The 26,488-nt window shown below is 63.4% G+C and carries 35 protein-coding genes; 30 read left to right on the forward strand and 5 right to left on the reverse strand.

Annotated features, from left to right (window positions below; genetic code table 11):
* The first annotated feature begins 627 nt into the window (after positions 1-627).
* The 16 genes from NMK44_RS20905 to NMK44_RS20980 all read left to right on the forward strand — a co-directional run bounded on the left by NMK44_RS20905 (position 628) and on the right by NMK44_RS20980 (position 9,700).
* Positions 628-1,161, forward strand: a complete 534-nt coding sequence (locus tag NMK44_RS20905) for a hypothetical protein (protein ID WP_254745289.1) — start codon at positions 628-630, stop codon at positions 1,159-1,161.
* A gap of 18 nt (positions 1,162-1,179) precedes the next feature.
* A complete protein-coding gene (locus NMK44_RS20910) occupies positions 1,180-1,527 on the forward strand; it encodes a hypothetical protein (RefSeq protein WP_254745291.1) in 348 nt (115 codons plus the stop codon).
* A gap of 313 nt (positions 1,528-1,840) precedes the next feature.
* Positions 1,841-2,062: a hypothetical protein gene (locus NMK44_RS20915; protein WP_254745293.1), complete on the forward strand. Its 222-nt coding sequence runs from the start codon at positions 1,841-1,843 to the stop codon at positions 2,060-2,062.
* Between the two features lie 117 nt (positions 2,063-2,179).
* Positions 2,180-2,479 (forward strand): hypothetical protein, encoded by a 300-nt coding sequence (locus NMK44_RS20920; protein ID WP_254745295.1) that lies wholly within the window; start codon positions 2,180-2,182, stop codon positions 2,477-2,479.
* Between the two features lie 263 nt (positions 2,480-2,742).
* Positions 2,743-3,183 (forward strand): hypothetical protein, encoded by a 441-nt coding sequence (locus NMK44_RS20925; protein WP_254745297.1) that lies wholly within the window; start codon positions 2,743-2,745, stop codon positions 3,181-3,183.
* Positions 3,183-3,395, forward strand: a complete 213-nt coding sequence (locus NMK44_RS20930; protein ID WP_254745299.1) for a hypothetical protein — start codon at positions 3,183-3,185, stop codon at positions 3,393-3,395. The genes NMK44_RS20925 and NMK44_RS20930 overlap by 1 nt, the downstream gene beginning before the upstream one ends.
* Before the next feature lie 203 nt (positions 3,396-3,598).
* Positions 3,599-4,513, forward strand: a complete 915-nt coding sequence (locus tag NMK44_RS20935; RefSeq protein WP_254745301.1) for a hypothetical protein — start codon at positions 3,599-3,601, stop codon at positions 4,511-4,513.
* Positions 4,513-4,983 (forward strand): hypothetical protein, encoded by a 471-nt coding sequence (locus NMK44_RS20940; RefSeq protein ID WP_254745303.1) that lies wholly within the window; start codon positions 4,513-4,515, stop codon positions 4,981-4,983. Before NMK44_RS20935 ends, NMK44_RS20940 begins: the two co-directional genes overlap by 1 nt.
* Complete coding sequence (locus NMK44_RS20945; protein WP_254745305.1) at positions 4,983-5,372, forward strand: hypothetical protein; 390 nt, start codon at positions 4,983-4,985, stop codon at positions 5,370-5,372. Before NMK44_RS20940 ends, NMK44_RS20945 begins: the two co-directional genes overlap by 1 nt.
* Positions 5,342-5,725: a hypothetical protein gene (locus tag NMK44_RS20950; RefSeq protein ID WP_254745307.1), complete on the forward strand. Its 384-nt coding sequence runs from the start codon at positions 5,342-5,344 to the stop codon at positions 5,723-5,725. Before NMK44_RS20945 ends, NMK44_RS20950 begins: the two co-directional genes overlap by 31 nt.
* A 58-nt stretch (positions 5,726-5,783) precedes the next feature.
* The gene (locus NMK44_RS20955; protein ID WP_254745309.1) at positions 5,784-6,143 is read left to right on the forward strand and encodes an HIT family protein; all 360 of its coding nucleotides are present in this window, start codon (positions 5,784-5,786) and stop codon (positions 6,141-6,143) included.
* A gap of 2 nt (positions 6,144-6,145) precedes the next feature.
* Positions 6,146-6,688, forward strand: coding sequence for a hypothetical protein (locus tag NMK44_RS20960; protein ID WP_254745311.1), 543 nt, complete (start codon positions 6,146-6,148; stop codon positions 6,686-6,688).
* 189 nt (positions 6,689-6,877) lie between these two features.
* On the forward strand, positions 6,878-7,093 hold the full coding sequence (locus NMK44_RS20965) for a hypothetical protein (RefSeq protein WP_254745313.1): 216 nt from the start codon (positions 6,878-6,880) through the stop codon (positions 7,091-7,093).
* A gap of 243 nt (positions 7,094-7,336) precedes the next feature.
* Positions 7,337-7,636, forward strand: coding sequence for a hypothetical protein (locus NMK44_RS20970; RefSeq protein WP_254745315.1), 300 nt, complete (start codon positions 7,337-7,339; stop codon positions 7,634-7,636).
* 955 nt (positions 7,637-8,591) lie between these two features.
* The gene (locus NMK44_RS20975; RefSeq protein ID WP_254745317.1) at positions 8,592-9,107 is read left to right on the forward strand and encodes a hypothetical protein; all 516 of its coding nucleotides are present in this window, start codon (positions 8,592-8,594) and stop codon (positions 9,105-9,107) included.
* A gap of 77 nt (positions 9,108-9,184) precedes the next feature.
* Complete coding sequence (locus tag NMK44_RS20980) at positions 9,185-9,700, forward strand: hypothetical protein (RefSeq protein ID WP_254745319.1); 516 nt, start codon at positions 9,185-9,187, stop codon at positions 9,698-9,700.
* A 243-nt stretch (positions 9,701-9,943) separates the two neighbouring features.
* Here NMK44_RS20980 and NMK44_RS20985 read toward each other — a convergent pair whose 3' ends face one another.
* Positions 9,944-11,740: a hypothetical protein gene (locus NMK44_RS20985; RefSeq protein ID WP_254745321.1), complete on the reverse strand. Its 1,797-nt coding sequence runs from the start codon at positions 11,738-11,740 to the stop codon at positions 9,944-9,946.
* A gap of 165 nt (positions 11,741-11,905) precedes the next feature.
* On the opposite strand from NMK44_RS20985, the gene NMK44_RS20990 reads away from it, so the two are divergent.
* A complete protein-coding gene (locus NMK44_RS20990) occupies positions 11,906-12,913 on the forward strand; it encodes a hypothetical protein (protein WP_254745323.1) in 1,008 nt (335 codons plus the stop codon).
* A 164-nt stretch (positions 12,914-13,077) separates the two neighbouring features.
* Here NMK44_RS20990 and NMK44_RS20995 read toward each other — a convergent pair whose 3' ends face one another.
* The 4 genes from NMK44_RS20995 to NMK44_RS21010 all read right to left on the reverse strand — a co-directional run bounded on the left by NMK44_RS20995 (position 13,078) and on the right by NMK44_RS21010 (position 15,597).
* Positions 13,078-13,830 carry a GntR family transcriptional regulator gene (locus NMK44_RS20995; protein ID WP_254745325.1) on the reverse strand — a complete coding sequence of 251 codons (753 nt, stop codon included), beginning with the start codon at positions 13,828-13,830 and terminating at the stop codon, positions 13,078-13,080.
* Positions 13,827-14,363 carry a hypothetical protein gene (locus NMK44_RS21000; RefSeq protein ID WP_254745326.1) on the reverse strand — a complete coding sequence of 179 codons (537 nt, stop codon included), beginning with the start codon at positions 14,361-14,363 and terminating at the stop codon, positions 13,827-13,829. The genes NMK44_RS20995 and NMK44_RS21000 overlap by 4 nt, the downstream gene beginning before the upstream one ends.
* A gap of 81 nt (positions 14,364-14,444) precedes the next feature.
* The gene (locus tag NMK44_RS21005) at positions 14,445-14,660 is read right to left on the reverse strand and encodes a hypothetical protein (RefSeq protein WP_254745327.1); all 216 of its coding nucleotides are present in this window, start codon (positions 14,658-14,660) and stop codon (positions 14,445-14,447) included.
* A 556-nt stretch (positions 14,661-15,216) separates the two neighbouring features.
* Positions 15,217-15,597 carry a hypothetical protein gene (locus tag NMK44_RS21010; protein WP_254745328.1) on the reverse strand — a complete coding sequence of 127 codons (381 nt, stop codon included), beginning with the start codon at positions 15,595-15,597 and terminating at the stop codon, positions 15,217-15,219.
* A gap of 2,920 nt (positions 15,598-18,517) precedes the next feature.
* Between NMK44_RS21010 and NMK44_RS21015 the strand changes: the two genes are divergently transcribed.
* The 13 genes from NMK44_RS21015 (at position 18,518) to NMK44_RS21075 (ending at position 26,482) form a co-directional block, all read left to right on the forward strand.
* The gene (locus NMK44_RS21015; RefSeq protein WP_254745329.1) at positions 18,518-19,969 is read left to right on the forward strand and encodes a hypothetical protein; all 1,452 of its coding nucleotides are present in this window, start codon (positions 18,518-18,520) and stop codon (positions 19,967-19,969) included.
* Between the two features lie 365 nt (positions 19,970-20,334).
* Positions 20,335-20,652, forward strand: coding sequence for a hypothetical protein (locus NMK44_RS21020; protein ID WP_254745330.1), 318 nt, complete (start codon positions 20,335-20,337; stop codon positions 20,650-20,652).
* Between the two features lie 40 nt (positions 20,653-20,692).
* Positions 20,693-21,019 (forward strand): hypothetical protein, encoded by a 327-nt coding sequence (locus tag NMK44_RS21025; protein WP_254745331.1) that lies wholly within the window; start codon positions 20,693-20,695, stop codon positions 21,017-21,019.
* A gap of 101 nt (positions 21,020-21,120) precedes the next feature.
* On the forward strand, positions 21,121-21,534 hold the full coding sequence (locus NMK44_RS21030) for a hypothetical protein (RefSeq protein WP_254745332.1): 414 nt from the start codon (positions 21,121-21,123) through the stop codon (positions 21,532-21,534).
* 104 nt (positions 21,535-21,638) lie between these two features.
* Positions 21,639-22,238 carry a hypothetical protein gene (locus tag NMK44_RS21035; protein ID WP_254745333.1) on the forward strand — a complete coding sequence of 200 codons (600 nt, stop codon included), beginning with the start codon at positions 21,639-21,641 and terminating at the stop codon, positions 22,236-22,238.
* A gap of 202 nt (positions 22,239-22,440) precedes the next feature.
* Complete coding sequence (locus NMK44_RS21040; RefSeq protein WP_254745334.1) at positions 22,441-22,674, forward strand: hypothetical protein; 234 nt, start codon at positions 22,441-22,443, stop codon at positions 22,672-22,674.
* Positions 22,675-22,753: 79 nt separating this feature from the next.
* Entirely contained in the window at positions 22,754-23,290 is a 537-nt protein-coding gene (locus NMK44_RS21045; protein WP_254745335.1) for a hypothetical protein, read from the forward strand.
* A 108-nt stretch (positions 23,291-23,398) separates the two neighbouring features.
* On the forward strand, positions 23,399-23,746 hold the full coding sequence (locus NMK44_RS21050; RefSeq protein WP_254745336.1) for a DUF8033 domain-containing protein: 348 nt from the start codon (positions 23,399-23,401) through the stop codon (positions 23,744-23,746).
* Between the two features lie 143 nt (positions 23,747-23,889).
* Positions 23,890-24,204 (forward strand): hypothetical protein, encoded by a 315-nt coding sequence (locus NMK44_RS21055; RefSeq protein ID WP_254745338.1) that lies wholly within the window; start codon positions 23,890-23,892, stop codon positions 24,202-24,204.
* A gap of 144 nt (positions 24,205-24,348) precedes the next feature.
* Positions 24,349-24,846, forward strand: a complete 498-nt coding sequence (locus tag NMK44_RS21060) for a hypothetical protein (protein ID WP_254745340.1) — start codon at positions 24,349-24,351, stop codon at positions 24,844-24,846.
* 56 nt (positions 24,847-24,902) lie between these two features.
* The gene (locus tag NMK44_RS21065; RefSeq protein WP_254745342.1) at positions 24,903-25,358 is read left to right on the forward strand and encodes a hypothetical protein; all 456 of its coding nucleotides are present in this window, start codon (positions 24,903-24,905) and stop codon (positions 25,356-25,358) included.
* Between the two features lie 46 nt (positions 25,359-25,404).
* On the forward strand, positions 25,405-25,827 hold the full coding sequence (locus NMK44_RS21070; RefSeq protein WP_254745344.1) for a hypothetical protein: 423 nt from the start codon (positions 25,405-25,407) through the stop codon (positions 25,825-25,827).
* Between the two features lie 262 nt (positions 25,828-26,089).
* Positions 26,090-26,482 carry a hypothetical protein gene (locus tag NMK44_RS21075; RefSeq protein ID WP_254745346.1) on the forward strand — a complete coding sequence of 131 codons (393 nt, stop codon included), beginning with the start codon at positions 26,090-26,092 and terminating at the stop codon, positions 26,480-26,482.
* The last annotated feature ends 6 nt before the right edge of the window (positions 26,483-26,488 follow it).

Raw genomic sequence — 26,488 nt, forward strand, 5'->3', positions numbered from 1 at the left:
CACTAAGTGGCCTAGGCTACTTCTAGGGCTACCAAGGGACCCCTAGAGAACTGAGGTGACATGGGAAGCTCTTCTACTTGTTGCTGCGGATGCGGTAAACCGGTTTCCTACGCCCGGGATTTTGCCCCTGGCGGGCACGACAAGGCTGCCGAGTCTGCGCTCATTACTCTCGTGTACGGAAATGTGGCCAACTTCCTGAGGGAGCATGGCTATGGGCCGGATAATTCCGTCATCGAAGCTGCCGTTGGGTCTGGAGCCTGGCAGGAGTGCCCCAAGTGTAGCTATAGGGGTGCACCAAAAGGCATTCGCGATCACATGAACAAGAATCACAGAGATGCGGATGGCTAGAAGTGGAACACAGCGAGAGTTGGAACGTCCAGCGTCCATCTCTGGTAAATGCCTAGCCGAATACCAAGGTGAGACCGGCCGCGACACCAATTCGGGCGAATGTGTACATGGTGGCCAACCGGCCAAATGCGCACAGTCCAACATCGTTTCCGTAGCTCCGGTCCTCGCGCCCTGCCCCGGATATGAGACGATCCCAAATTGTTGCCCTTGCTCTTGCGAGGGCTGTAAACATCACTGCTCGGCTCACGTTGAAAAAGGAAATGGGATCTTGGGGGAGTAGTGGCCAACCTGGAACGTTATGAAGTGGCAGGCTCGCTGCTACTGTGCCGCACCTGCGGCGTTGGCGATACCCGGCATATCGTGAAGAATTTTGCTCCGCAGACAATCGGCGTTGCTGAAATGCACGTAGAAATTGCCATTCACGAGAACGACTTCCACGAAGCCGTCTTCGCGAATGACGCCACCGAGAATGCCATGGCGGCAAAGCGCGCATCCCGGGCTCTGGCCTTACGGGCAGAAGCAGCAGCGCAAGAGGTGCGCGATAACGCGTATTACGCCTGCTACCCGGTCCAGACTGCTTACCGTGACGGCGTCGTGAACGGCTTGGGCGGCTCGGCGGGTGATCTGGCCGGGGTTCTTGCGCCGGAAGTGGCTCACGCCCTTGCTCGAGCCCTCGACGAGGTCCATGTCATGGGCAGGAGCTACGACGAATTGATCCGCGATCACGACCGTAAGACGTGCGACGACTTCACCTGCTCAATCTTCGGATACCTGGTGGATGTCGCTCGAGCCGTAGATGCTCAGCTCAACTGACGAGCCGGACCAGGAGGCATGGAGATGCTGGAACCCGCCGACCAGGTGTGCACGCGCCTCCGTCGGAACATCGAGACCACGTACCCGGACCTGGTCACCCGTAACCAGCATCTCCAGGTCGAGGTCTACACGGTCGCCGACTCGTGCGGCTGCGACCCGGACGCCGAGGATTACGAGGACGACCACTGCGAGAGCGGCGAGGACGGCGAAGCACTCTGCTCGAAGCAGTTCCTCGGCTATGTGTGCGACTTCTGTGAGGCCGAGGACGGTGACGGCCCAGAGTGGAAGCCCTACGGGGTCGAGTGGCCGTGCCCGCCGGTTGCCTCACTCGATTTCGCATCAGCTCCACGGGGGTCGGACAAGTGACCGCACCCGACCGTCGGCCCCTTAGTGTCGGTGACATCGTCCACGGCTTCGCGTATGGAGCTTTTGGTCGAGACCACTATAACTGCGTTCGCATTGAAGCAGTCGGTCCGGACTGGATCGTCGCTCGCGACCTGAACACCGATCAAGAGCGTCTCTCGTTCGCCGTCGGGCGCAAGGCTCTAACCCTCCTTCAACAGGCACGTGATGAGTCATGTCCCGAATGTGAAGAGTGCTCTTTCGCAACCCCCGAGCCACCCCTGACCACATACCAGCAGCCCACCTGGCCTCACGGCCAGCCGTCTGGAGGTTCTTGATGTCCGAGGTTCACCTCGCCTGCCTTACCGCAGAGCACGCCGCCATCGTCGTCAAGGAGGCCACCCGGCCCGGCGACGACGTTCACACCGTTCGACGAGACGGCAACCAGGTTGTCATCGGGTATTTCGACAAGCGGTGGCCGCTGGATATTGCGGAATGGGCGAGTGAAAACTGCCACGCTTCCGACAGTGCCGCCGCCCGCACGATCGCCCAGCTCTAGCCCGCTTCGCTCGCGCCAATGGAGGAATGCTCAATGACCAGCCTGCCGAAGCGCGGACCTCGCACATGCTCGTGCGACCTCAATACGGGGGATAGCACTGGGGGGCTAAGGCATCCGGTGGACTGCACGTTCGGCTCGGCCCCTCTCGCGCCACTGTCGCCCGACGCCATCTGGTCGCTGCTGGAACACCTGGACCGCGCCCACGCCGGGGCGCCGGGGGAGTGGGCCACCGTTACCGAGTACGGCATTCGCGCCCCGGGTACGAACTGGCCAGAGGACGAGGTGCTGCTGGATGGTGACACTTTCTCCCATGAGGATCAAGTAGAGCGACTCGAACGCGTCCGGGACTGCTGGCCGGATGCCGTGCTGGTGCAGCGCACGGTGCGTCGTGGTGGGTGGAAGGAGGCCGAGCGATGAATGCGACAGCTCCTGAATTGCCGTCACCGGAACGCGAAGATGGCGGCGATGGGCGACATGGGGTAGATGCCAGGTTGACCAGGCTGACCGAATTCGTCGATGCGATCGATGCACTTGCCGACTCCTGGTCTCGCCCTGGCATGAGTGGACCGAACCGAAGGGCGGGGGAGCATCTGCGCGCAATTCTCGATTCACACTCGCTACCGGACTAGGCGACTGGCGCAACCCACATGAACAGGCCGCTTACCTCATCGAGGAGCACGATGACCGACGCCACCAACCCCGCCCCACTACCTCCGAAGCGTGAGGGCCAGCTACGCGCCCTGCTGACAGCCGGTGAGGCACTGTCCTCGAACGCGGGATGGGCCCTGCTGGACGAGCTGGACCGAGTCCGGGCCGAGCGGGGCGTGCTCGCCGATCGGATCGACACCTTCACCGCCGTTGCCAAGGGCAATAAGCGGCACGTGCGCGAGCTGGCCAATAGCCTCCATGATGCTCGCCGTCAGGAAGGTCTGGCATCCGCTGCGCTGGCCGAGGTGCTGCGGATCGTGTCTACCTGGTGTGTCGAGGCCAATGAAGTGGGCGGCGTAGACGCAGGCGACCTGGCACGGCGACTGGGACGGGCCGGGCACCCGCTACCGGACGAGGACCGGCTGCCGTCCGACTGGACGGCAGCCCAGACCTCGACCACCTGGAGCGATTGATGGCCGATGCCAGTCCCGCTGCCCTGCTCCACCAAGCGGCCGACCATGCCCGATTCAGCCCGGCCCACATCCGCCTCGCCGCCGACGGCTTGCATCTTGCGCTCGCCCAGTTGCTTGACGCCATCGCAACCACGGCCTCTGACGAGAATGCAATCTTCGTAGATGAAGCGCTCAGTATTGCCCGCCATATCGTCGGAGACGATCATGCCTGACCCGGTCACTGTCGAGATCCCTGAAGGCGCATACCGGTCCCTTGTGAAGGTCGCTGCGCATGTTTCGCGTGGCAGGTCCGCTGCGTTTGCCGATCCCTATCCGGACGCCACTGCTCGTCAGGCTCTCGGTGAGCTCGCCGATGCGGGCATCTTGCCAGCTCCGGCAGGATCCGGGGAGATCGCCCATGAATGGAGTAACTCCGATGGATGGCAAGATCTACGCTCCGTGGAGCACTGAAGAGGTCGGCACGCTCAACCGGTTTCAACGCGAAGGAGGTATGCACCCTTTTACCTGCGGAGCACTCCATGGTGGCGACCAGAGCCCTGCGTTGCTCGCGACACCCCTCGGATGGGTGTGCCCGGTCCTCGCCTGCGAGTACACGCAGGACTGGGTGCATGCCTTTATGGTCAATCCTGAAAAGTGGCCAGGAGGCGTGCTCGCGCTGCAGCTCGGCCCGGGTAAGCCGGACCCGATCCGCCGCAGCGACTTGCTCCCCACTCCGGAACCAGAGTGGGAATACGCAACCCACTTCTCTCGGCCTGACGGAGGAGGTGACTGGGCCCCCGGGCGACTTCGAAGAGGAGCCCAGGTTCGTCGGCTCGTAGTGCGGGGCGAGTGGGAGCCCGTGCGCCCGGACTGCTGGGCGGAGGAGCCTGCGTTCGAAGCGGGGGTGACCAGCCATGCATATGAGGGCGACGGCGGCCCCTGTAGCGCCGAAGCATACGGACAGACATGCGGCGCGCCTCGCGATACTCACGAGCTCGATGAAGCCCGCGAGGTGTCGTCCGTGGAGCGCAAGATGCGATGCGCTCGATACGAGGACGCATTCGGGGAGGCCATGCGCCTTGGCCTCCAGGGCGCCGAACTCTACGACGAGCCGGGCGCGCAGCGGATCAACGAATGGATCAAGTGGATCACTGACGCCGTAATGGAGGTAGCCGACTCCGAGCAAGCGGAACTACGTACCCAGCTCGCCGCCGCACAACAGGTCACCCCTGCCACCTACCAGACCTGCCGCGCCTGCGGGGCCGGGTACAGGTACGGCCAGCCGTGTCAGACGTGTGAGTTTCAAGCGCAGATGAAGGCCGCCGCCCCGGCCGAGGAGAGGGACTGCTGATGACCGAGCCCTTCGGTCCGATCCACAACCTGACCTTGGGCGCTATCCGCCGAGAACTCGCCGAACTGATCGCGCTGGCAGACACGGCGGAGCGTCCGAAGCCGACCGCAATCAATCCGACCGATCACCCGATGCCTGGCCATGAATGGACTGTCGTCGAACAAGGTCACCCGCACACGAGCCGCTCCTATCCCTGGGTGGTCCGTGCAGTCGATGATCCCGCCCATGCGGACGCCGTCTACGTGTCGTCACCGGACTGCGCCAACCCGGGGGAGGATTTCACCCCCATGAACCCCACTGACGCCCGCCGGATCGGCCTCGCCTTCCTTGCGGCGGCCGACCGGGCCGACCATCTCGCCCGGTGCGTGCCGCGCCTGGAAGACCACTGGAGGGTCGCGGGTCACGCCGCTACCACAGACACCGCATCGCCACCCCGTTCGACGCCACTACAACCCAAGGAGACTCGCTGATGGCCAGCAGTGCTACCGCCCAGTACGGCGACCCCACCGAGTGGGATGAAATTCCCGACAGGTGGACCGAAGCCTTCACTGCGGCGATCAAGGCTCATGGGCACGCCGTCACCGAGGCCCATGAGTCCGCCATCACTATCGACGTCCCCGGTCTGGATGAGGGTCATGAGTGGTACATCGCATGCCCGAACCACCACGGCATGTGGGGCTACTGCATCGCCAACGAGCGCGGCATCGCACCTCATGTGACGTGGATCAACGCTGACGCCACCGACCCGCAGGACATCGCCAACCACGTGCACGCCATCCTCACTGACGCCCCGATGGAACGTGGCTGGATGTCCGGCTCTATCGCCGTGTGGCTACCTGCAGCGAAACCGACCACCTGACCCTCGCCATCTACCGGGAGAAGTCGATGACCATCACCTACACGCTCGGCACCTCAGGTGGATCCGTCACCGTGGCCGCTGCCGAGCCCGCCCCCGGCCTCCGCGTCGCCCAGATCCCCAACGGCATCAGCCCTCTGTCGGGCCACCGATGGCTCCTCGCCCACCACGACGGCCCCGCCCTCGCGGCGTTCACCACCGAGGCCGCGGCGACTACGGCCGCTGATGTCATTGCCCCGCTCGCTGATTGGACCCGCTCCGCAATGACCACAGCCAAGGCCATCAGCCTCGGCGGCCTGACCGAGAAGTTGGCTGACGCGCTCACGGCTGCCGGTGGTGCGCACCCCAACGCCTGACCCGCCCGGCCGGGCTGCCACCCGTGCGGCCCGGCCCCAATCACCGGAGATCTCGCCCATGACCGATACCGACTGCCCGTTCTGCGAGATTGTCGCCGGGCGGGCACCCGCAACCTACGTCTACGAGTGGTCCGACGTGATCGCGATCGTGCCCCGCAACCCTGTGGTCGATGGACACACCCTCGTCGTCCCGAAGCGGCACGTCGCTGACTTCGCCAGCGACCCGGCCGTGTCGGCAGACGCCATGCTCCACGCCGCGCAGCTCATGCGCTGGACCGACCGTCCCATGAACTTGATCACCAGCCGGGGTCGGGAGGCTACGCAGTCCGTGTTCCATCTGCACTTGCACCTTGTGCCTCGTGCCGAAGGGGACGGGCTGGCGCTGCCCTGGCATGACGACAAGAACCAGAAGGTGTAGTGATGACCGACACGAACCCCGTTCCCTGGCCATTCCACATTGATGACCCCGTACGTGCCGTTCACTACGCGCTTGAGCGCGAATGCCCTTGGGGTCGCCCTGAAAGCTGCCCACGTGAGCACGAGGCACTGCACGCCGTTAATGCTTATCGAACCTGGCTGGCCGTACATTCTCCGGCAGAACAGGGCGATGCGCTGCGCGAGCAGTACGCGGCGGCGCTCGACCGCGTCCGCATTTGGCACGGTGACGACGGCGCATGGGGCTTCGCCGAAACCCCCGCCCTCACCGAAGCCGTACTCGCCGTTCGTGACCGGCGCATGGAGCAGCTGGTCGCTGGACGTGAGACATGGAGGGCCAAGGCTGAAGAGATAGAACGTGACCGGGACCGACTACTGACGCAGCTCAACGGGATCACGGCGGAGCGGGACTCGTTGGGCCGAGAGGCTGACCGCCTGCGTCGCGACTGGGTGGAGCAGCGCGATCGTGCTGAACGAGCTGAGGTCGAGGAGGCTGAACAGGAGTCCTCGCCGCTTCGATCGGAGTGATGACCGGTTCGATGCCGGTAAGAGCGGCACCGGGGATGTCCATCGAGGCCGGTAACTCGATGGGGATGCAGTCGGGACTTTCTATGAGATTTCACGCCTATCACCAGGAGGAGCTATGAGTTCAAGATCGGAACTGATCGAAAAGCTGCGGAAATTCCGCTCCATCTCGCCATCCACAGGAGGGAACCCGTGAACGGCCTGGATCCCGATCTTGCTGCTGCGCGGCGGAAGATGCATGAATCTCTGATTATTCTCTCCGCACCCGAGGCAGACAGGGTCCGGACCCTGATCGACAAAGCCATCTCCAATTCCGACGGGCGGGCCATCCGCACCGAGGGGCGTCACTGGAGCGGGCAGATCGGACTGGAGATGTTCCATCTGGCAGATATGGTCGACGTGGTCTGATTTCACTCGTTCGTGGCGACACGCTTGGCGATGCGCCGCCTGTCAGGCAACATGCGCTACAACAGGGGGCACAGCAACGAGCTGTGACGCAGGTGGAACCCTTCCTCCCCGTGGGGAGTCTGCCTGAACCTCTTGCGGCTGGCTGCTCTCGTGGGCGGCGGCTAAGGCAACGAGGTGCGCGCAGGCGGGACTCTCAGCCTCTGGAGGGTCCCGCCGTCGCGTTTCCTGGGGGATCATCTGTGCATGGAGTTCTATTCGGGCCCGGCTGTTGTTCTGGTGGATGGCGAGGAGTTCGAGGTATACGCCTTCATCGACTCCATGCGGGGCATGTGCATGGAGACCTGGGGCGGGTATCTGGAGACCGGCGAACACGGAGAAGCGATCCGCTTGCTGGCCCTCCGGGCCGAAGAAGCGTATGTACGGCTGCCGGGCTCGTCGGCTCGAGACATAGGAGCCCTCCGCGTGGATGAGTGCGGCGTATCTTTCATCGGACTGAGCCCCTCACCTCTGCCGGTGCCCATAAAACGGCCGGATGGGGTCTAGTCAGAAGATAGTGGGGGACTCCTCGTCAGGGTCCAGACCGGAGTCGCTGTCGAATATGAGTTCTTGCAAGTAGGGGGTATCGGTCATCCTGACGTGCTGCATAGAGCCAGGGCACAGCGTCAGCGACCGGGGCTGCGGCTTGTGGTCCATCACGCTGACCACGCCGATTCGCTTCGTGGGGATCCCGGCCACAGGCCGATCGCACGAAGGGCAGGGGACTCGAGGAAACTTCGCCACGATCACAGTCTGAGCTCCCCAGGTGGCACGGAACAGTCCATGAGTGGCCATCTTAGGGCGAAGTTCTGCATCAAGGGTGCACTGGGCCCCAGGGGTTCAAGGCTGCGCCCTACCTTTCGGGGGCCCAGGGCCTTCTACATGAGGCGCAGTGCAGGTGTCCGGCGTAGCCGGTGATGGAGCCCTCCTCGTTTACCGTCACAGCGGCCTGGTCTCCACTCAACGTGAACCACGTCCCACCACAGGAGCACTCCGCATTACCGGGGTCATCATTCCGGCGTCGCCGGTCGGCAAGGTTGATCACGGTCATGAACTCAGGATCGTTCACGCCAGGGCGTGCCTTCAAGGGATCGTTCGCGGTTCAATCGAAGAATTCTCTTGCTCGAGGATTTACACTTTTCCGTGTTTTCCTGTCATTTTCGGGAGGATTGAATGCGGAAACTTGCGACAACATCCCTTCTACTGGCGACGCTAGTGTCCTGTGTGCCGGATTCCGGCGACCCTCCATCCGGCCCCATCCCGGTTGAGAGCGCAAACCTCGACTTCATGGAGCGCCACTGGGGGACCCTCGGTCAGCGCGAGCGTCACGGGATCTGCACACAGGCCACTGAGCCGCACGGACCCGACTACAAGGGCATGACAACGAAGATGGTGAGAGCGGGCATATCCCGGCCCGATGCCATTGCAATGCTTCTGTACGCCGCGAACCGGTGCATGCCTGATGGGACCTGACTTCTCTGGACAGGAAGACCGGGGTCGGACCTTGGCCGGGGAGGCCGACATACCCGACCTGGGGCGGATTGCAGAGCGGCACGCGAAGGGGGAATCCCTGGCAGCCCTGGCGAACGAGCTCGGTGTCAGCTCCCGCTTCTTGCGGTCCCGCCTTCGCGAGATCCGGTATGGGGAGATCGCAAAACGGTATCAAATCATCGAACGATACACGCAGGAGCAGGAGCCTGCGACGAGTATTGCCAAAGATCTCCGTGCGCGTGGCGTATCCATTGACCTCTGGCAGGTCTACGACATCCTGAAGAAGGCGGGAGTGCCTCGCAGGAAAGGGGGCGGCGCCAAGTGCCGGATCCCCGACCTGAGTGACCTCGCACGCAGGCACGCTCGAGGAAGGGGGGAGTCGCTGGTGGCTTTGGCTGATGAGGTCGGAGTTCACCCGGATACCTTGCGGATCCACTTGAGGGAAGCGCGCAAGAGGAAGAAGTCGGAGAGCTCCGGCGGCAGTTGAACACCGTACAGCCAGGGGAACTGATGGAGACACTGCTCGTGTGTAAGCGCATTCGAAGTCGAGGCACGGTGGTCCGAGTGAGCGTCCACAAGCCGGGGTGCCGGATCGCCCCCACCCACACGCACAGATGCGCGGACGGTTCGGTGTGGGAGGTGAGCAGACTCTCTCGAGGAGAGGTCTTCAGGGAGCTGGCCGTCCGTCAGACTCGAAGCACGCAGATCTCGCGGATCTGCGTGCAGTGCGGTGGCTTGGCCGAGCCCATTCCGAGGGATGAGGTTGTACGGCGCTACAGAGACAAGGGGGAGCTCGTCGAGACCATCGTGCGTGATCTCCGCTCCCGGGGTATCACAACCTCCCAGGCGACGCTCTACACGATTCTCCGCGAGGAGGGTGTGCCCCGGGTTCGGTCCAAGGGTGCACGCCCCACGAAGGTTCCGGACCTGAAGCAGTTGGCGAAACGTTACGCCAGGGGGCGGGGTGAGTCCCTGTGCAGTCTGGCCAAAGAGGCGGGTGTAAGCGCCTGCGTCCTCGCTGCTCGACTCGAGGAAGCGGGGCACAAGAAAAGCCCACCCTCCAGGCGGCGGCCGGAGTAGTACACATCAAAGTGCCCCCGGCGAGAGGTCGCCGGGGGCGTATTCAGTTGTTGGCTTACGCCAGGACGGCCTTCCTGATCACGTAAGCCGGAAATGTCCAACTCGGACCTGGTGAAACCGGTCTCACGGCAAAAGAGACGGCCGAAGACTGGGGGGCCCTTCGGCGAGTCCGCAGCGCATTCCCGCCAAGGACCTTATCAGAGTCATCCGATCGTCAGGACCGTCTTTGTACTCCAGGATGAATTAGTTCGTTTGGTAATTCGGAAGGTGTGGACCCAGGTACCCAATGTAGATCTTTCCAGTCGACCCATTGGTGTCGTCGTAAAAATGCATCCTGGGTGCCGGAGGCTTCCCCGAGCCAATGCGAATATGTGATTCCATCAACACCCAGCCATCCCTGCTGACACTCTTTTCTACGGGGAGTACGCGGGCGTTCCTGAAGCGGGGGTTCGACATGACACCCTGGGATTCGCTACCGCTGTACCGCATTTTCGGAATAGCACGTCTTGCCAGCGGATCCTGGAGGTAGAGATCAAAGTGGGGTACTGCGTCTGCACCGCGTTCCTTCTTCATGCGGGCGTATTCGTCGAGTGCCTGGATGGCCCTCCAGGACCATCGAATCCAGGTCTTCTCCTGATCCTGCCCACGCAACTTGTCCACCCCGGACTCTAGCCTTCCGAGTACCACATACTCCAGGGAAGAACTCTCATCAAAGATGTCATCCCAACTCGTGATGTCTACTTCATTGATTTCCGCTGGGGCAGCCTCGAGCGCCCCTTCGAAGCGGGCCAGTTCGCGCCGCAGTTGGTCATTTTCTCGGCGCAGGGAGCTTAGCTCTTGATTTTGTTCGTCCATCAACTCCTCGGCGGCCTGCACCTCTTGCTCGGCGGCTTCGCGGGCCCGCATTGCCTCACCTAGGTCGCTATTCTCGACCATCTGAAGAAGCTGGGAAAGGTCCCTCTCTGCCTCCTTTGCATTTTCAAGCGCCTTCTCCTCTCTCGCTTCGGCGGCCTTGGCCACCTCCACCAGCTTCTTGCAATGCTCCTTGAACTTTTCAGCGAAGCCCTGAGTAGCGGTGAGTGCTTTGACTAGTTCGGATTTTTCATTTTCCAGTCGCTCAATTGTGTCCGCAGCCTTGCTCAGCATTTCGGATTCCGACAGCAAGCTCCATTCGTTGCGAAGTTCCTCCATGGCGTCTGAATTGACTTCCATAACCCCGCTTGAGAGCATCTTGGTCAATGCAGTAGAAATCGACTCAAGGTCACCACCCTGGGCAAGTGGTGGACGCATGGGAAAAGTCAGTTCTGACACCTGGAAGCCGCGTCGCCGCTTGGCCGGAAGTACGATCGCCGCACCACCGCGAGGAAGGTGTGCCTTGTGGCGACTGAGTATGCGATTAATGGCCTCTCGGCATGGTTCATCCATGACGCGGATCTCAAGAATCCTCCCATAGAGGCTAGCTGGCAGACGAGGGATGAGGGGCGTGACCCGAGAGGTTTCTTCCCTCCTCCAGGGTTCCTGGTCCTCGCTGGTGAAAACCGGAACAAGCCAGGGCAGTTTGGATACAGAGTTGATGAGTGAAGGAATGCTCTCCATTCGGGTGTTATGAATATGCAGGCTAGTGCATCCCGCATACTCAAGGGCCGCGTAATTCACCTTCATCCTCTTGCTTAGAAAAACCTGAAGCGGTGAAGGCCAGGATGCGCTCCAAGAGCTACCGTCCGCATTGGCGTACACATACCACTGCCCATAAAGGGGTGAAGTTTCGGGGTCGTATTCCCGAGGATCAGGGATCACTGGATTCTTGCTGTTCGCGCCAGGCTGGACGTGAATGCTCAGGCGACCCCGCACTTGAGCTCCGTCAACCTTCCATGCGGCGTCGTACGACCACCAGCTCCCATCGAAGCTCGGGGCCAAGCCGTGCCTCTCGATGATCGGATTTGCGTTGAGGTGCTCAACCACTTGATCAATACTGGGGAGCACGTCGAGCATCCCCGAGCTGTACCAACCTGCCTCACGGAGCGGAGACTTCTCTGTCATCTTTGGAGTCCTTCCGGTAGGGAACCCATCTTGCCTCATCGGAGCCGTCTGGAGGCAAGGATGCGGACAGGCCCGGCTCCCAGGCGTCACCATTTGGCCTAGGTCGGTCCGCTCGGCTTGGTAAAATAGTCATGAAAGGAAGCACGCGGGGAGGGGAACTAGCGAATGGGGCACAAGTGGATTCCGGATCTGGAAGACCTGGCCAAGCGGTATAACGCGGGGGAAGGGGAGAGCTTGGGGCTGCTGGCCCGTGAGGCTGGAGTCAGGCCGACTCTGCTGCGGACCCGCCTCATAGAGGCCGGGTACATCACAAGCAGCAAGGGGGCGCAGCAGGAACGCAGGGACCGGGGTGTCTGCTGGGTGCCCGTCGAAAGGATCGCCAAGGAAATCCTCGACAAGCAGGTACCTGTCGAAGTCGCCATCTCGTACTTCCAGGTCGAAGGCATCACGCTCGACGAAGACGTGATCGCTGACGTAATCCGGCGGGCGAAACGGCTCCGCTCCCTGGCTCAGCGCGAGGAGAGGAGCCAGATGAGGAGGCCCTCCGGAAAGCAGACTCTCCTCACCCCGGAAAAGCTGTCGGAACTTGCCATCCGGCACGCCGAAGGCAAGGGTCCATCCGTGGAGGCGCTGGCCGAGGTGACGGGGGTATCGGCCAGCGCCCTCAAGGCGAAGCTCCGGAGCGCCGGGTACGTAACCGCCACTAGAGCCACCTGGATCAATCGTCAGGTTCGGCTCCTGACAGGGCAGATGGTCCGCATGTACCAGGATGAAGCGCAAGACATTCCCGCCATCATGCGCTACCTCGCACGGCATGACGTCCACATCACCCCGGACCGGGTGCGCCGGACCCTGAAGGAGCAAGGTGTCACCATGCGGCCAGAGCTCCCCCCGCACCCAATCAGGATGAAGCGTCATTCGCCTGCCAAAGTTCAGGTGGTGAAACGTGGCAGACCGAAGAGCCGCCACCAGCAGCTGGCCGAAGACCGCGGCTCGGAACTGGCCCGCCGCATTCTCGAGGGAGGCGAGACCATCCGGGACATCGCGAAGGAGCTGAAGGTGGATCACATCCAGCTCTCGGCGGCACTAAAGCGCAGCGGCCATCTGCCCAACATGAACCTCCAGCGGTACCGCGCCCGGATGCGGACGCAGCGGGCATCGACGGAGGGGTGAGCGCAAGATTTCGCCCCCGCCTAGGCCACTAGGCGGGGGTAATTCTGCTTGTCCGACCACCCCTAGGAAGCCGAAGTGGTTGGCTACTTTCAGCCTATCAGGACCAATCTGGGTCATGTGGCGCCCACTGTGAATGTGGCCGATGCCCCTCGATGCTGGCCAGATCATGCATCGAAGTCGTACTCCAGGACGTACGAGGCGGCATCGAGCGTCATTTCGTTGACCTCCACCGGGCGACCCTCACCTGTGAACGCGGTCCGACGAATAAGGATGACCGGCGTACCTGTAGGGATGTGCAGCACTGTCGTCTCGGCTTTCACGGGCATGCGTGAGCAGACTTCCTCTCGGAAGCGTGCGGGCCCATGTCCAAGCTCGGCGAGCCTGGCGTAGATGCCGCCCGGCCCGGTGTCCTTCCGGAGGATTACGGACCCCGCGACCACCGACATAGGGAGATAGCTCGCTGCAAGCAGGACTGGCTTGCCGTCAAGAACGAAGCGTCGACGCCGGACGCATACCGCCTCGCCCCCAAGATTCAAGATTGCACCGATTCGCTCCGGGGCCACCTCCTCTGACACCGTGACTTGATCGACGTCGAGCGCACGGTCTTCAATATCCGCCGCCGCTACGGAGCGCCCGCTACCCCACTGTTCCCGCGACAGGCGGCGGGGGGTCTGGCGCCTGAGTGGGCGGCGAGGGAAGGTCCGGACGAACACGCCAGCACCTTTACGCGCGTCGGCAATGCCTTCACTTCGAAGCTCGCCCAGCGCGCGGCGGGCGGTCATACGGGCCACACCGTGCGTGACCATCACTTCGCTCTCGCTTGGAAGCCGGTCACCAGGTTCGTACATGCCTGACTGGATCGCCTCGCGCAAGGCATCTGCGATCTGCTCATACTTCGGCCGACGATTGCTGGTCACCAGGGCGCTCCGGGCTCGGGCAGGTTCTCGGGCAGCCTCTCGAGCATCTCATCGGTCAGCGTGGCCCTGCCAAGGTTGAGGAAGATGTCGGCCAGCCTCATCTCGACCCAGGTCTGCACCGGATCGAAACCCCTGGACTTCATGATGCGCTGATACTTCGCCGGGATGTCCATGAGAAGTCCGGCGACGTCGTCCAGTCTCGTCTTCTCTCGCATGTCGGTTGCCTGCCTGGTCAGCTCAACCCCCAGCTCGCACCGATCTCCCTTTGCCCGCCGAGCACGCAGGCGCCCCTGCGGAACGGTAAGGCTGACTGTCTCCTGGTCCAGGGGGATATCCAACCCCGTGTCGGCGCCATGCCACACGCAGGGGGCGTCGATCATCGCCAGGCACCACTCGATGAACGCCTGCGGGGGAGTGTGCTGCGGGTCCCAACCCCATTCGATTACACACTCGCAGGACTGCTGAACCGGAGTCCACTGGAGAGGCCCTTGCCGCTCGTCCCGGCGGCCTCGGTTCTTCTTGATGCGTCCCATGGGGAGAGTATGCATGCCCGCTCAGCACCGAGGGGCAGCTTCTGGCGTCATGGGGGGGCTACCGGACACACCCGGGGACCGTCACTGTGCCCGCCGCATGCCCCGGTCATGGAAGCGGCGCAACACCTCCGACAGCTCCTCTGCGATCCGCTCGTGCTCCTCGGGCAGGAAGCCCTCCGCCCGCCAGTGGAGGAACGACCCTCCCGGTGCCAAGCGGTGGACCATGACGCGCAGCTCGTCGATGTGGATCGACAGCTCGACGCGATTGAGTTCTGGGGCATGCCTGATGTCAGCCATCCCGGGAGACTAGCCGGGTCATCCTCAATCTGCCGAGGTGGCCTCGCAGGGCTCCCCGTCGCCGATACGCTGCGCCTCATGTCTCATGAATGGGAGGCGGGTGGCGAGCCGTGGCTGCGGCGCCATCAGCCCAGCACCACCTTTGACTCTGAGCCTCAGGCGGTGCAGTGCATGTTCTGTGGGGATCGGACGCTCAAGCGGTCGGTCTCGGATCGTCCTCGGGACCCCGGCCGCCTGGAGCTGTACTGCGACAACCAGTCCTGTGACGCCCGTGAGATGGTCCTCCTCGTTGTCCGTGATGGCGCTGAGGCCGTCGATCGTTCCGACGTGCGGGCCCTCCGCATCATCGATCTGATGGACGGCCGGGAGGGTGAAGTGGAGGACCGACGGATGCGGAAACCCCCTCCGTCCTGGGAGTGACCGGAGGGGCCCACGTGTAGAGCCGACAGCGAATTTTTCTGCCAACCTGATTTCGCCGATCAAGTCGTCTGTCCAGTTTCCTGCCCCCAGGAAGGGCTGATACCCCCTGGGGGCGATCCTCGATTGCCGCGCGGCGTCAGGCGTTCCGGCTGCCATCGTCGCCGTCGCTGTCCCCGTGATCTTCAGGATCGTTGTTCAGCTCCGGAAACAACTCGGCTCGGAGGATTCCGATCCGCTCCCCGTCGCGCGAGATGAGCGCGTGCAGGCTGGTCCGGCCATCCGTACGAGGCGTCTCGGCGATCGTGGCTCCGAGATGGGCGGCCCATGCGGTGAGGGTGGCCCGCTGCTCCTTGATTGTCGTTCCGAGTCCGTGCACCTCGCCGGTAAGGGCGCCCGTGGTGGCGAGCGTCCAGGTGAGGGGCGGGAGGCCGTTGTCTCGGCCTTCAGTGATCAGCTCACCGAGGATGCGGTGCGCAGCGGCCTGCCAGCGGTAGGCGTGATCGGCGTTGAGGGGCATGGGGTCCTCCATCAGGCAGCTTGTCCAGCCTTCTGTACTCGGTGGGGGTCGATGACCGGACAGACGCCCGGAGGGCAGCTCCACAAACCTACCGGCTGGTTGTGGTTCTGAAATTGTGGAGCTGGAGATCTGGATCTCGGGTCAGTCTTGTGGCGAACCCACGCGGCCCACGTGTAGACGGATGCACGTCTGTAACGTGGGACCCAAATTCATTTTCATTTCTGGAATTGGTTTTCTGGTGGACGAGAATTCTGGCGGCTAGCGGCGCCGAACTCGCTGGGTTTACTCCGTGTCAGGCTGCGCCGCTTCGCTGCCTCGCTTGCTCGCATGTCTTCTGCTTTGAATGTGTGCATGTCTCTGTGTGTTCACGTGAGATATAGAGTGTGTGTACATATCATGCGTGTCTCTTCTTTCTTTCCTCTGTCTTGCTTGCCTCCCTTTCTTCTGCTGCTCATTGCTGCTGCCTTCCTTCTCCTTTGTTCTGTGTGTCTTTCCTGTGTGTCATTGGTGGTGTAGATGACGATGGGTTGGTCCGACCTTTTCCCTGTTTAGTCTCGAGGGCTTTCCTGTCTGCCTGCCTTTCCTCGCGCATTGCTGCGCCCCTCGTTTCCCTGCATTCCTCTGTGTGTGCATGAAGAGAGAAGCGGAGTACTCGAGAGAGGGCACGCATGCAATCCACTGCCTTCCTTCTTTGCCTGCCTCGCTGCGCCCCTCCTCCTCCCGCTCTCTCCCCTCTGCCTTGCCTGCCTCCCTGTCGTGCACCACATGGCATGCCTCCACTCTCGAGCTTGACATGTGCCTGTCATTCACCAGGCAGGCAGAGATACCGGCAACCACGAACCACCACCCCTTAGCAGCCAGCGCCGCGCCCGCACCCCCAACCACCGACCCTCCAGCACCGGGCACCCCCGCCCCTCACCTCTCACCACATGGACCTACGTGTCACACCATGCGCTGCGCCCCCTTCTCTCACGTGCCTCCCTCTGCACACCCCCTCAACCTCCGGCCAGCCTCCCTCCCCCTCACCTCCCACCCTCCCCTCCCTACTCATTACCTATCAATACAGACATAGCTACACATCATGAACTATGGGAGCAGCCCCGAATGCTACGCCCCATATCCCCTGGTCAAAGGCCATGCAGACAGAGATTCCGGCATATAGGACAGCGTTCTGACCTGCTGCTTCCCTCCAGCCGGTACGAGTTTCGGGAGAGAGAAATACAGGCTCAATCAATCCCATGCGTAATGAACAGGGTGTAATCCACTCTTCGAAACAAACACATACATACACACCTGCATACACAAGAACTGGACATACGGGACAAGAGTAGATGTACACGTATGTATGAGTGGACATATTGGACATGAGCTCCTGCCCGGCACCTCCTTTCTCTCCCCCGGAACCCTCCCTGACTCTGTCCGTTCTATCCGTTTCATGGAGGTATGACGTGTGACCTGGGCCACATTTTGCAGGAATAGATCACTCCACTTCCATTTGCTCCAGTCGTTCCTTCAGCAAACTTGGATCCCCTTCTGTCTCGTATGTCCGTTTCATCAAGCAGGCTGGGAGGTTCGGCACCCTATCTGACCTGCACAAATAGATTGGCCTCTCGCATCACTGCAGATCAGACCATATGGCCTAGGCCGTTATCTACCTGTTACCACATTCACAGTTCTTACAGGTCAGCGCACATGCGGCTAGGAAGTTGGGGATCACGACCCTCAAGCCTAGAAACCCTGTGACCTGCTGCTTTGTCGTTCTGAGCCCATTCACCTTTGCCGTTGCTTACGTAATGGCAGACATCTTCTGGCAATGTTCTCGGTGTCGCCACGACGCACCGGACACACCGGGGCGGAGGGGCGGACAGCCCGGAAGGGGCGCGACACACACCAGCCGCACCAGCGGAAGTGACGATGTTGCGGACCGGATGGGGCGGACGGGAACGCGGTCAGTCATATGGACCGCAACTCGGATGCGGATCCTTAACAACTGAGCCGAACAACGCACGGCAAGCCCCCAAGGGGGGAACTACCGAGCTTGCGAAAATCGGCGCAAGCGGTGGCCACTACCGGAAAACGTGGCGCTCAGACCGGACAAACGGGAGTAGCGACGGGCCAAGAGGCCCGGTAAACCTCCCCGCTTTCCGTTCAGAGCCACCGCAGTGATTACCCGTCACTCGCCGGAATGGGTGGACAGTCGCAACCAATGCGACGGGCCGAATCCGGAGATACGGAGGAAAGTGCGGGAGTGCTCCGGACAAGCGGTAGACGCCATGACGACCCGGTCTTTGCTGGCAAGGGAGTAACCCGGTGCGCTGTGAAGCGCGAACGGACTCCCAGCCTCCCCCGTGCAGAGCACCAGGGGTAGGCACGGCAGAGATGAAACGGTCTGAGTCCGAATACGCCTCCATGCGGGTACGGCATGGAATAAGGCGCACTCTCGCCGGACGGGAAACCGGCGGGTGATGTGCGCACGGTACGCATTGAATGCAGGGTTTCGGACCCCTGCACAATGGACCCGGGATAAAGCGCGTAGCGCTTCCCGGTCAGTGCTTATGCGCTGGGCATGCGGGACGGACGCCGACAGCGACACACCCTGACAATCCTTCGGGAGTGAGGGACGATGTTGCGCGGTCCGCCCCAATTGCCGAACGCATACCAGCACCTTCGGAAAGGGAATGCGGGATGACAGTTCATCTTGCGAACGGCGGAACGGTTACGGTCCGGAAATCCGGGGTCGTTGAGTTCCGGGGTGAGGGGCGGACGATTCGGGACCGGGGGCGCGGTAGTTACGCGGCGTCGGTGGCATGGGTCAAGTCGCTCGCATTCGGCCAGGACGTTCGGTACGTCCGGCACTGAAAACAAAAGTCGGCAGACGTTCCGGAAAACGGGACGCGGACAGCGGAAAGGGTGAAGAGATATGACCGGTGAGTTCATCGCTCTGAATGGCGACGGAGAGCCGCGTTTCTACGGATTGGGAGACAAGGGGGTCGGGCACATCGTGCTGATCCGCCGGGGTTTCCAGAACGACCCGCTTGCCTCGGGCGCCACGTTCGACAAGCCGTGCGGCGGAAAGGCACTGGAGGGCGGAAGGCTGGGAGAGCGCTTCAAGGGTGAGGGTGACGCACTGTGTAAGCGGTGCGTGGCATGGCTGGCCAGCCTGGGCGGGCAGAACGATCTTGAGGCGGCGCGCATGGACAAGTGGCGCACTGAAGACGCGGGGGAATCCGTGGCTTCTCTGATCGGGGATCACGTCGTCATCGACCTTGACGGGGTGCGGGAGGTCAAGGCTGACGGAGGGGACGCGAGGGAGAAGACTGCCCCTGTGACGCGGGAGATCATCACACCGGAGGTAGCACGTGAGGTGGTGCGGGATGCCACCCGCAAGCAAAAGCGCGCGGCCCGCTCTGACGCGGTTGCAGCCTGGCAGGTGCGGCGGACGGAACAGCGGACTCAGCGGGTACAGCAAAGGCAGCGGGAAGCGGTAGCGGCGTACTACGCGGCCGGTCACCCGGTCCCGGCGGAGGTGGCCGGGCTCCCTGACCCTCACGTGACGTCGGCAACGTGGACCGGACACACGGGAGCGCTGGGTGAGTCGGTTCCGTGGTGTGGGTTCAAAGGTGAGCCGATGGAAGGGAGCGACGCCGACGGGGTCACGGGCAAGTGCCCGGAGTGCCGGGGCGTGATCGGCCTCTCGGATAAGGGGCTGATCGGCAAGCACCGCATGTACGGCGTGAAGATGTCCTCTCGTACGGGACTCAAGTCCAAGTCGGTGGATGCGGTGGATCACGGGAGCGTGCCGGGGTCCCCCCGCGACGCCGACAAGCGGCGCGGTAAGGAGATCGGCAAGGGCAAGGCCAACTCGGCGTCCACTCCTCGGTTCAAAGGCGGCGCCGATGCGGGCAAGGGGTCGCGGGAGCACGGGAGCGTGAATGGGTCCGCGAACACGGGGCGCGCGAACCTGCCCCCGATCCAGCCTCAGAAGGGGTGGCTGGCCGTGGCCGGTACTACCGCGCTGTCCATGACCGTGCGGCCGGGTGTCGACGCGGGGGTGTCTGGGGCGTTCTGCCCGGTCTGTAAGGACCTGGTGGAGCGGGCCCATCGGGGCAAGTCCCGGGCGTGGCGGAGGAACCATTCGCGCCGTGTCGCTGCGTGGCACACGGCCGAGAATGCGCGGCGTGAGGTGAAGCGGGAGCGGGAGATCAAGCAGGGTGAGCGACTGCCCGGCAAGACTCGGAGTGCGGCCCGGAAGGCAGCGAGCATCGGGAGCGCGGCGGACGGGACGCAAGCAGCTACGGGCCTGGTGGTACACGCGGCATGCGCCCGGCCGGAGAAGACCCCCGCCGTGAAGCCGCGCGGGATGACCCGATGAACGGGACCCGGTCGGACAGGTCTCGGATCGGCAGGGTTGAGCGGGTGGTGTATCTGCTCACGGCCGCCATGTGTGGAGTTGCGCTGGCCTGGGTTGCGGTACTCGGGATGTTCGGGGCCGACATACTGAATGGTTGGCCGAGTGACCCCGGGCGGGGGGCGGTCACGGTGGACGTGGGGGAACTCCCCTCTCCGGGCTGCTGGTACGAGGTAGGGGCGCCGGTCACCGGACAGGGGCCGGATGTGGTCAACGTCGAACCTCTCTGCCCGTAAGGCCGTGCGGTCCGCCCCGGACCCAAGGGGGCGCCCCCTTGGGTCCGGGGCGAATCGTCCGGAAGACCGGGCGAGGCGGAAGGGAGAAAAAGGATGACGGACATGCTCAAGTTGGCTGACGCGCTCAAGTCGCTCGTTCTCGCCGAGAACGAGGGGAGTGCGCGGGTCTGGATGATCGGCGGGGTGCCTGCGCGGCGAGTGAACGGGGCGATCATCAGGCTGGCCGGAACTGTCAGGTGCGTCACGATCGAGCCGATTCGGTCGGGGGGGAGCGTGAGCACGTTGTACAGCCCGACGGGAGAGATTCTCAGGAAGCGGCACATCGGGTCGTCCGTCAGCGCGGCGCGCACGGCATGGATCCGGAGTGCGGTGAGGAACGGCACCTTCGCGGGCATCGCCCGGATGCGCTAACATCCGTGGCCTAGGTCAAATCGGAAGGGGAGACGGGAGCATGACGGAACTGTTCTGGGACCGGGATGCGAACGACGGCCGGGGCGCGGAGGTGGAGGGGCGGGTCGCTGATTCGGTTCAGTTCCTTCTGGCCCGGTCCGTCCAGTGCATCTCGCGGGGTGTGATGGCCATGGACGACGGACGGGTCTACATCTTCACGGTGCGGCGGGAAGGGCACGGTGACGTGGGGTCCGGCGGGCGGCGACGTCTGGCCACCCGGATGGACGGGACGCTTAAGGACGTAGCGGCCGGTCTGTTCGCGATGGAGCGGGATTGGATCGATCCGGACCTGTTGGACCACTACACCGAAAAGATCAACGCGCTCTGACGCGCGGGAGGAATCGGGGGACATACCGGGGTCGCCGGGCCGGACAGGCCCGGGGGTCCTGGGGTGCCGCTCGGTGCCAACGGAAAGAAGGAGAAACGATCATGGGTGAGAACATTCGCAAGGCGTTCGCGGGCATCCTGGCCGGTCTGGCCCTGCTCTTCGCTCCAGTGATGGCTACCGAGGCGGACGCGGCAACCAAGGGGAAGTCGGTCTGTGACACCGGCAGTCGGGGTCAGCGGGAGTACGACCGCCTGTGCCTGAAGACCGGGACGTTCAAGGACGGGGCCATGCTGTGGCTGTCGGTCCCGGCCGGTAAGAAGGGTCACGAGAAGCGGGACGCGTACAACCGCCGGTCGCAGTGCAAGTTCGCGAAGGAGTTCGGCGGCATCACGGCCGTGGCGCGCGACCTGTCGTTCGACGTTGCATACGACAACTTCCGCAACCACGCCACGGTGCTGAACTGGTCGGCGGCGGTCGCCAAGATGGATTGCCGCGCCATGGGCTACCGCGTCTGACCTGACGTCCGGAGGTTGACGGACGGGGACGCCCCGGGTTCATGTTCGGGGCGTCCCAGCCTGCCAATCACGACACGAAGCGATGAACGGAATGGGGAAGCGGGATGGACTTGATGAGCGTGGCCGGGAATCTGTCGCTCGAGTTCGGGGCGGTGGTTGAAGGACCGTTCGGGACGGAGGGTCACCAGGTCGTCAAGGTGTGGCTTCCGAATCGGCGGGGTCTGTCCCTGTCACAGATGGCCGGACGGGACGAACCGGGAACGGCGGAACTGGCCGTGATCCGGGAATCGGTTCCGATCCGGGGGGAGGAGTCGTACGGGACTCCTCGGCGGTTCGACTACTCGACCCCGGTTACGGACGACGTGGTCCCGGGGGCGGATCTCGACAGGATGCGCCGGGCGCTGCGCACGCTGGGAGACATGCCGGATGCCGACCCCCGGGACCAGCGTTCAACGCGCCCCGGTGCGTCGATGGACTATCCCACGGGGAGCAGGAACGGGATGTCGTTCATCGCCAATCGCTGGGTGTACACGGGCCCCCGGGGATACCGGGTGGTTCCGAACGGTGATTCGTTCGACGTGGTGTCGTACAACGCGGCCGAGACGCGCCCGGTGTACGGGGGTCAGGGACTGTCGGAGAAGGATGCGCACGCCATGGCGCAGCAGCTCGCCGCCCCGCGCGGAGTGGCGGGCGCAGGGCAGTGAAAACCCGTAAGGGCTGGTATGTGACATGGCCGGACGGAACGGAGTGGCGGGGGGATTGCCCGAAATGGGCAAATCAGCCGGTCACGCCGGGAGCAACGGTAAAGGCTGTCCGGATTCTCGGTGCGGGGCGCTGGCCCTGCCCTGGCTGTATACACGGGCGGCACTGACAAAGGGGATGGCGATGGTAGGTATTGCGACGCCGATGAACTTCGACCGGGATTACGTGGTCAGCATCCTTCGCGAGAACGGCATGGGTGCACTGGTCGGCATCCGGGCGCTGGTCACGGAAGGCGTGGACTCGGAGGGGTCCGATATCCGGGAGTTCACGGGCTGGTTTGTGGCTGGGGTGGATGGCTATCTCGAGCTGGACACCGACGGGGGTGTGGTTCTCGCCGGGGTGTGGCGGCCGGAGGAGTTGTACAGCGTCAAGCCCTGACCGGCGGACGGGAGTGCCCGGGGGAATCCGGACACTCCAGCCTGCTTGTCAGGGCTTGACGGACGGAAGGAGACGCGGGATGCCGACGTATGGATACAGGCTGCACTTGACTGCCCCTGGCATGACGGAGGGGACATACGGGGTCCGGAACATGGAGGTCAGCGCACCGGACCGGCGCACGGCCGACGCCATGATCGATGGGTGGGCGGCCGTGGAGGGGGAGGCGATTGTTGATCGTGAACTGATCGCCGACGGGATTACATTCCGGGAGCACATGATGTGTGAACTCGTGAGCCTGGGGGCGCGCATGTCTCTGAGGTACGGCGTGAGCACGGACGGCCCGATCACATGGAAGGACGGGAACGGCGAGACGCGTGCGGCCATGAGGCTGTGGTGCCCGAACGGGCGCGGCGTGTCGCTCTCGTCGAAGCTGGACGAATCCGGGTTCATTCACTCGGAGTTCGCGGCGATCCGGGAAGACGCGACGGACCGGCACGGTTGGGTGTTCGACGGGGCGGGGGTGCAGGAGTACCCGGAACGTACGGCGGTTGGGAACGGGCAGGATGAAGAAATTTCCGCCCTTCTTGCGCGACTCGCCGCATTGCCTCGAAAGTAACGAGCAGGTCACGAAGCAAGGGAACGGGTGCAATCGGACCATCCGGTTGCACCACCTTCGCTACTATCGGCGATAGAAAAACGAAAAGACGGAATGGGAGAACGAAAGATGGCGATCACGCGGCTGGGTGTGCACGGCAAGAACTCGTCCGTCGAGAGCTACGCACGAGTCCTCGACGCGGGCGACGCATTCAAGACGGAAGGATCCCTTGGGGGCGGCCCGGTGACCCACGGGGTTTCCGGGGGAAGCGCCGGTCGCCTGGACGCCAAGTGGCATCTGTCGGTCGGTATGGCCGACTATGTGGTCTGGTCGTACGGGACCCCCATCGCGTGGCGGATCCCGGGTGAGGGGTGGGTTATCCCGGAGGACTCGTACTCGGTCATCACGTCCCGTCAGCAGCACAAGATCCGCGCGGCGGTCCACATGTTCTTCCCGGACTATCAGGCAACTGTCTGACCCCGTGGCGTTCGGGATCACTCCAGGGGTGAAACGCTGGAGTGATCCAGTGCATTACGGGAGAGGATTGGAGAGACGGAAAGATGATCGACTCATGGACGGTGGACGGGACGAGGTTCGGGCATGCGGGATGGTCACTGCATGTGTCCCTGACCTACGACACTGGGGTGCTCCCTGAGACTGATAGCGCCTGGGCTGGCGCCTGGGCATCAGTCGACGATATCGCGGCATGGGAGCGCGATGACTGGGTGTATGTCGTGGTAAAGGTCGTCCCGATCGACGACCGGGGCCGCGCATGGGAGCGTGACGCATCCGTCCTTAGTGCTGTGGTCTGGGGGACGCTCGGCGATGGCACGAGCATTGGGCGTACGGAGCTCGAAGAGCATCCGCTTCCCGGCATGATCGAGGAAGCGATGGACTCCGTCCGAACGACTGGACCGCTGGTGGTCGACCCGTGATGGATGTGTCCGGCGAGTACGAACGGCGCTGCAAGATCCTCGCCGCGTACGTCGGGACGACAAGCTGTCTGCGCTGCGGGCCTGACGGCGGGAACGGAGCGACGAACTTCGGGGCGGACGGACCGGCGGGAAGGATGAGAAGAAATGGCCTATGTGCTGGAGATTCGGCAGCGCGTGATCTCCGGATACGCGAAAGAGTGTCGGTTCGCGGATGAGGACGGACACACCACGGACGGGACCGGCCCGGAGTGCAACGGTGAATGTCGCTGGCTGGACGGGGGCGTACGGGAGATCGAGGATCGCGGCACGTCCGAGATCGCCATGGATGACGATGATCTCGAGGAGCACGGGAGCCCGGTCGCCTGGGCGGCGTGGTACCTCACCAAGAACCACCCGGAGATCACGGAGTCGTCGGCCGGGATGACGGAGACCTTCGACGCACAGTGGCGGAACCACGTTCCGGATCATGCCTGGCTGTCAGGATCTTCCGAGGAGCCGTACAACTCCGAGATCGAGACGGAGACCACGGTCCGAGTGACGGGGGAATTCGACACCAATCAACGATCTAAGGTATTCGCTCTGGCTGTGCTGCCGTACGACCGGATGACGCGGGAGCTGCGGGAGCGCAACGAGGGGGACTGACGCATGCATGCACAGATCGACGGATTCTGTGACGGGCCAGCGGAAAGGGGACGAAAGTGAAGCACACCTACCTCTACCCCCTGAAAGAGGGGGAGCGATGGCTCTGGCGCGCGGGGCGGATGGACGGTGCCGACCTGTTCAGTAGCCCTGACACGGACGCGCCAGACGTTGAGTGGTCACTGAGTGTCGGCATTGCGGACGCGGTGGGCGCTGCACGGAACCAGTTGCACGAGCGGCTGCACGAGCGGGAGCGCATCTGTGTTGGGCGCCACTACGTGATTCCGGGGTCGCTCTGCGAGGTGGCGCAGGAGCGTGCACGGGAGGCCGATCAGGCGGTTCACCGGATCACTGAGGCGTTCTGGGATGCGCAGCATCTCGACGGCATCCCCTACGCCAACGCGTACTCCTGGCTGAAGAAGGTGGCCGGACAGGGTGGCCGAGACGACTGGAAGGCGATCAGGAACTTCCTGGTCGCCTATCGGAGGTGGCGCGTGATCCCGGTGTGGATGTAAGCAAACCGGGGTGGCCCGACGGAACGGAAAAGGAGAGGAAGAGGTCGTGGCACTTTTCACGGATCATGGTGGCCGACAGCGGGAGCCTTTGGGTGGCGCGGATCAGGGCTTCGACATATGGCTTCAGGCCATGGGGGCAGAGCGCCACTACGGCACACTCTTGCGGCACTGGGAGGATGTCAAGCGCGGCAAGAGCCCGCATGTTCGGGACGACCTTGCCCAGGATCATTTCGAGGTGACCCTGATCGCCGAGGTTATGAGCACGTACGGCGCGGTTCGGCACGCCATGGAGAGCGGGTACCGGCCCGGGGACACCATTGTGGGCGGGCGCCAGGTGGCGGACATCTCGGCCGAGTACCTGCGGGCTTGCCTGATCCTTGCCTGTTACGTCGGGGTGGGGGACGCGACGGTGGCAGCCTGCAGGGACGACCAGGATGCACTGATGTCACTCGGGAAGACGCGAGGCTGACGGAGCGGCGGGTTTCGGGATGCCATGGGGCCGACTCCGTGGCATCCAGTGATTGGGCACCTGGACCAGTGACCACGGCTACGCCCGGGACGCCTGGATCAACGACATGATCGATGAAGCCAAGAGTCGGGCGGACGAACCGCTGAAGGGGGTCAAGGGTTCGGCCTGACGCACTGACCGGCGCGTGTCGGTTCGGGGGGTGCGGCTCGGTCGCATCTTCCCGTGCCCATGCGAGGCGGGCGGAAAGAGAGAAGGAATGCTCATGCGTAAGTACCCGATGGGTCGCTGGTCCCCCAGTGACACGTCGATCGGTGCGATGGTGTGGACGCGTCACGTTCCCGAAGGGGAGGGCGGGGGGTACTACCTGTACTCATGGCAGCGCGGTGCCCTCCAGGCCACGGTGGAAGAGCTGATCGAAGGAACCACCAAACGGGAGCGGGAGCAGCAGGGCAAGCGGAGTCGCTACGTGCAGGTGGATTCGGTCTCCATTCCCGCCGAGGTGGCGGCGCTGGACAAGGCGGGTCAGGAACTCGGGGTGGCCCGGATGTTGTATGCCGACATGCGGGAACGCTTCGGCGGGATCGCCGAGTGGGTCACGTACGACACGGCCGGTCGGCCGGTGTGGTTCCACGACCGGGTGATCAACGAGGGCTAATCGAAG

It is taken from the genome of Streptomyces cucumeris, from assembly GCF_024295805.1.
GTDB classification, from domain to species: domain Bacteria; phylum Actinomycetota; class Actinomycetes; order Streptomycetales; family Streptomycetaceae; genus Streptomyces; species Streptomyces cucumeris.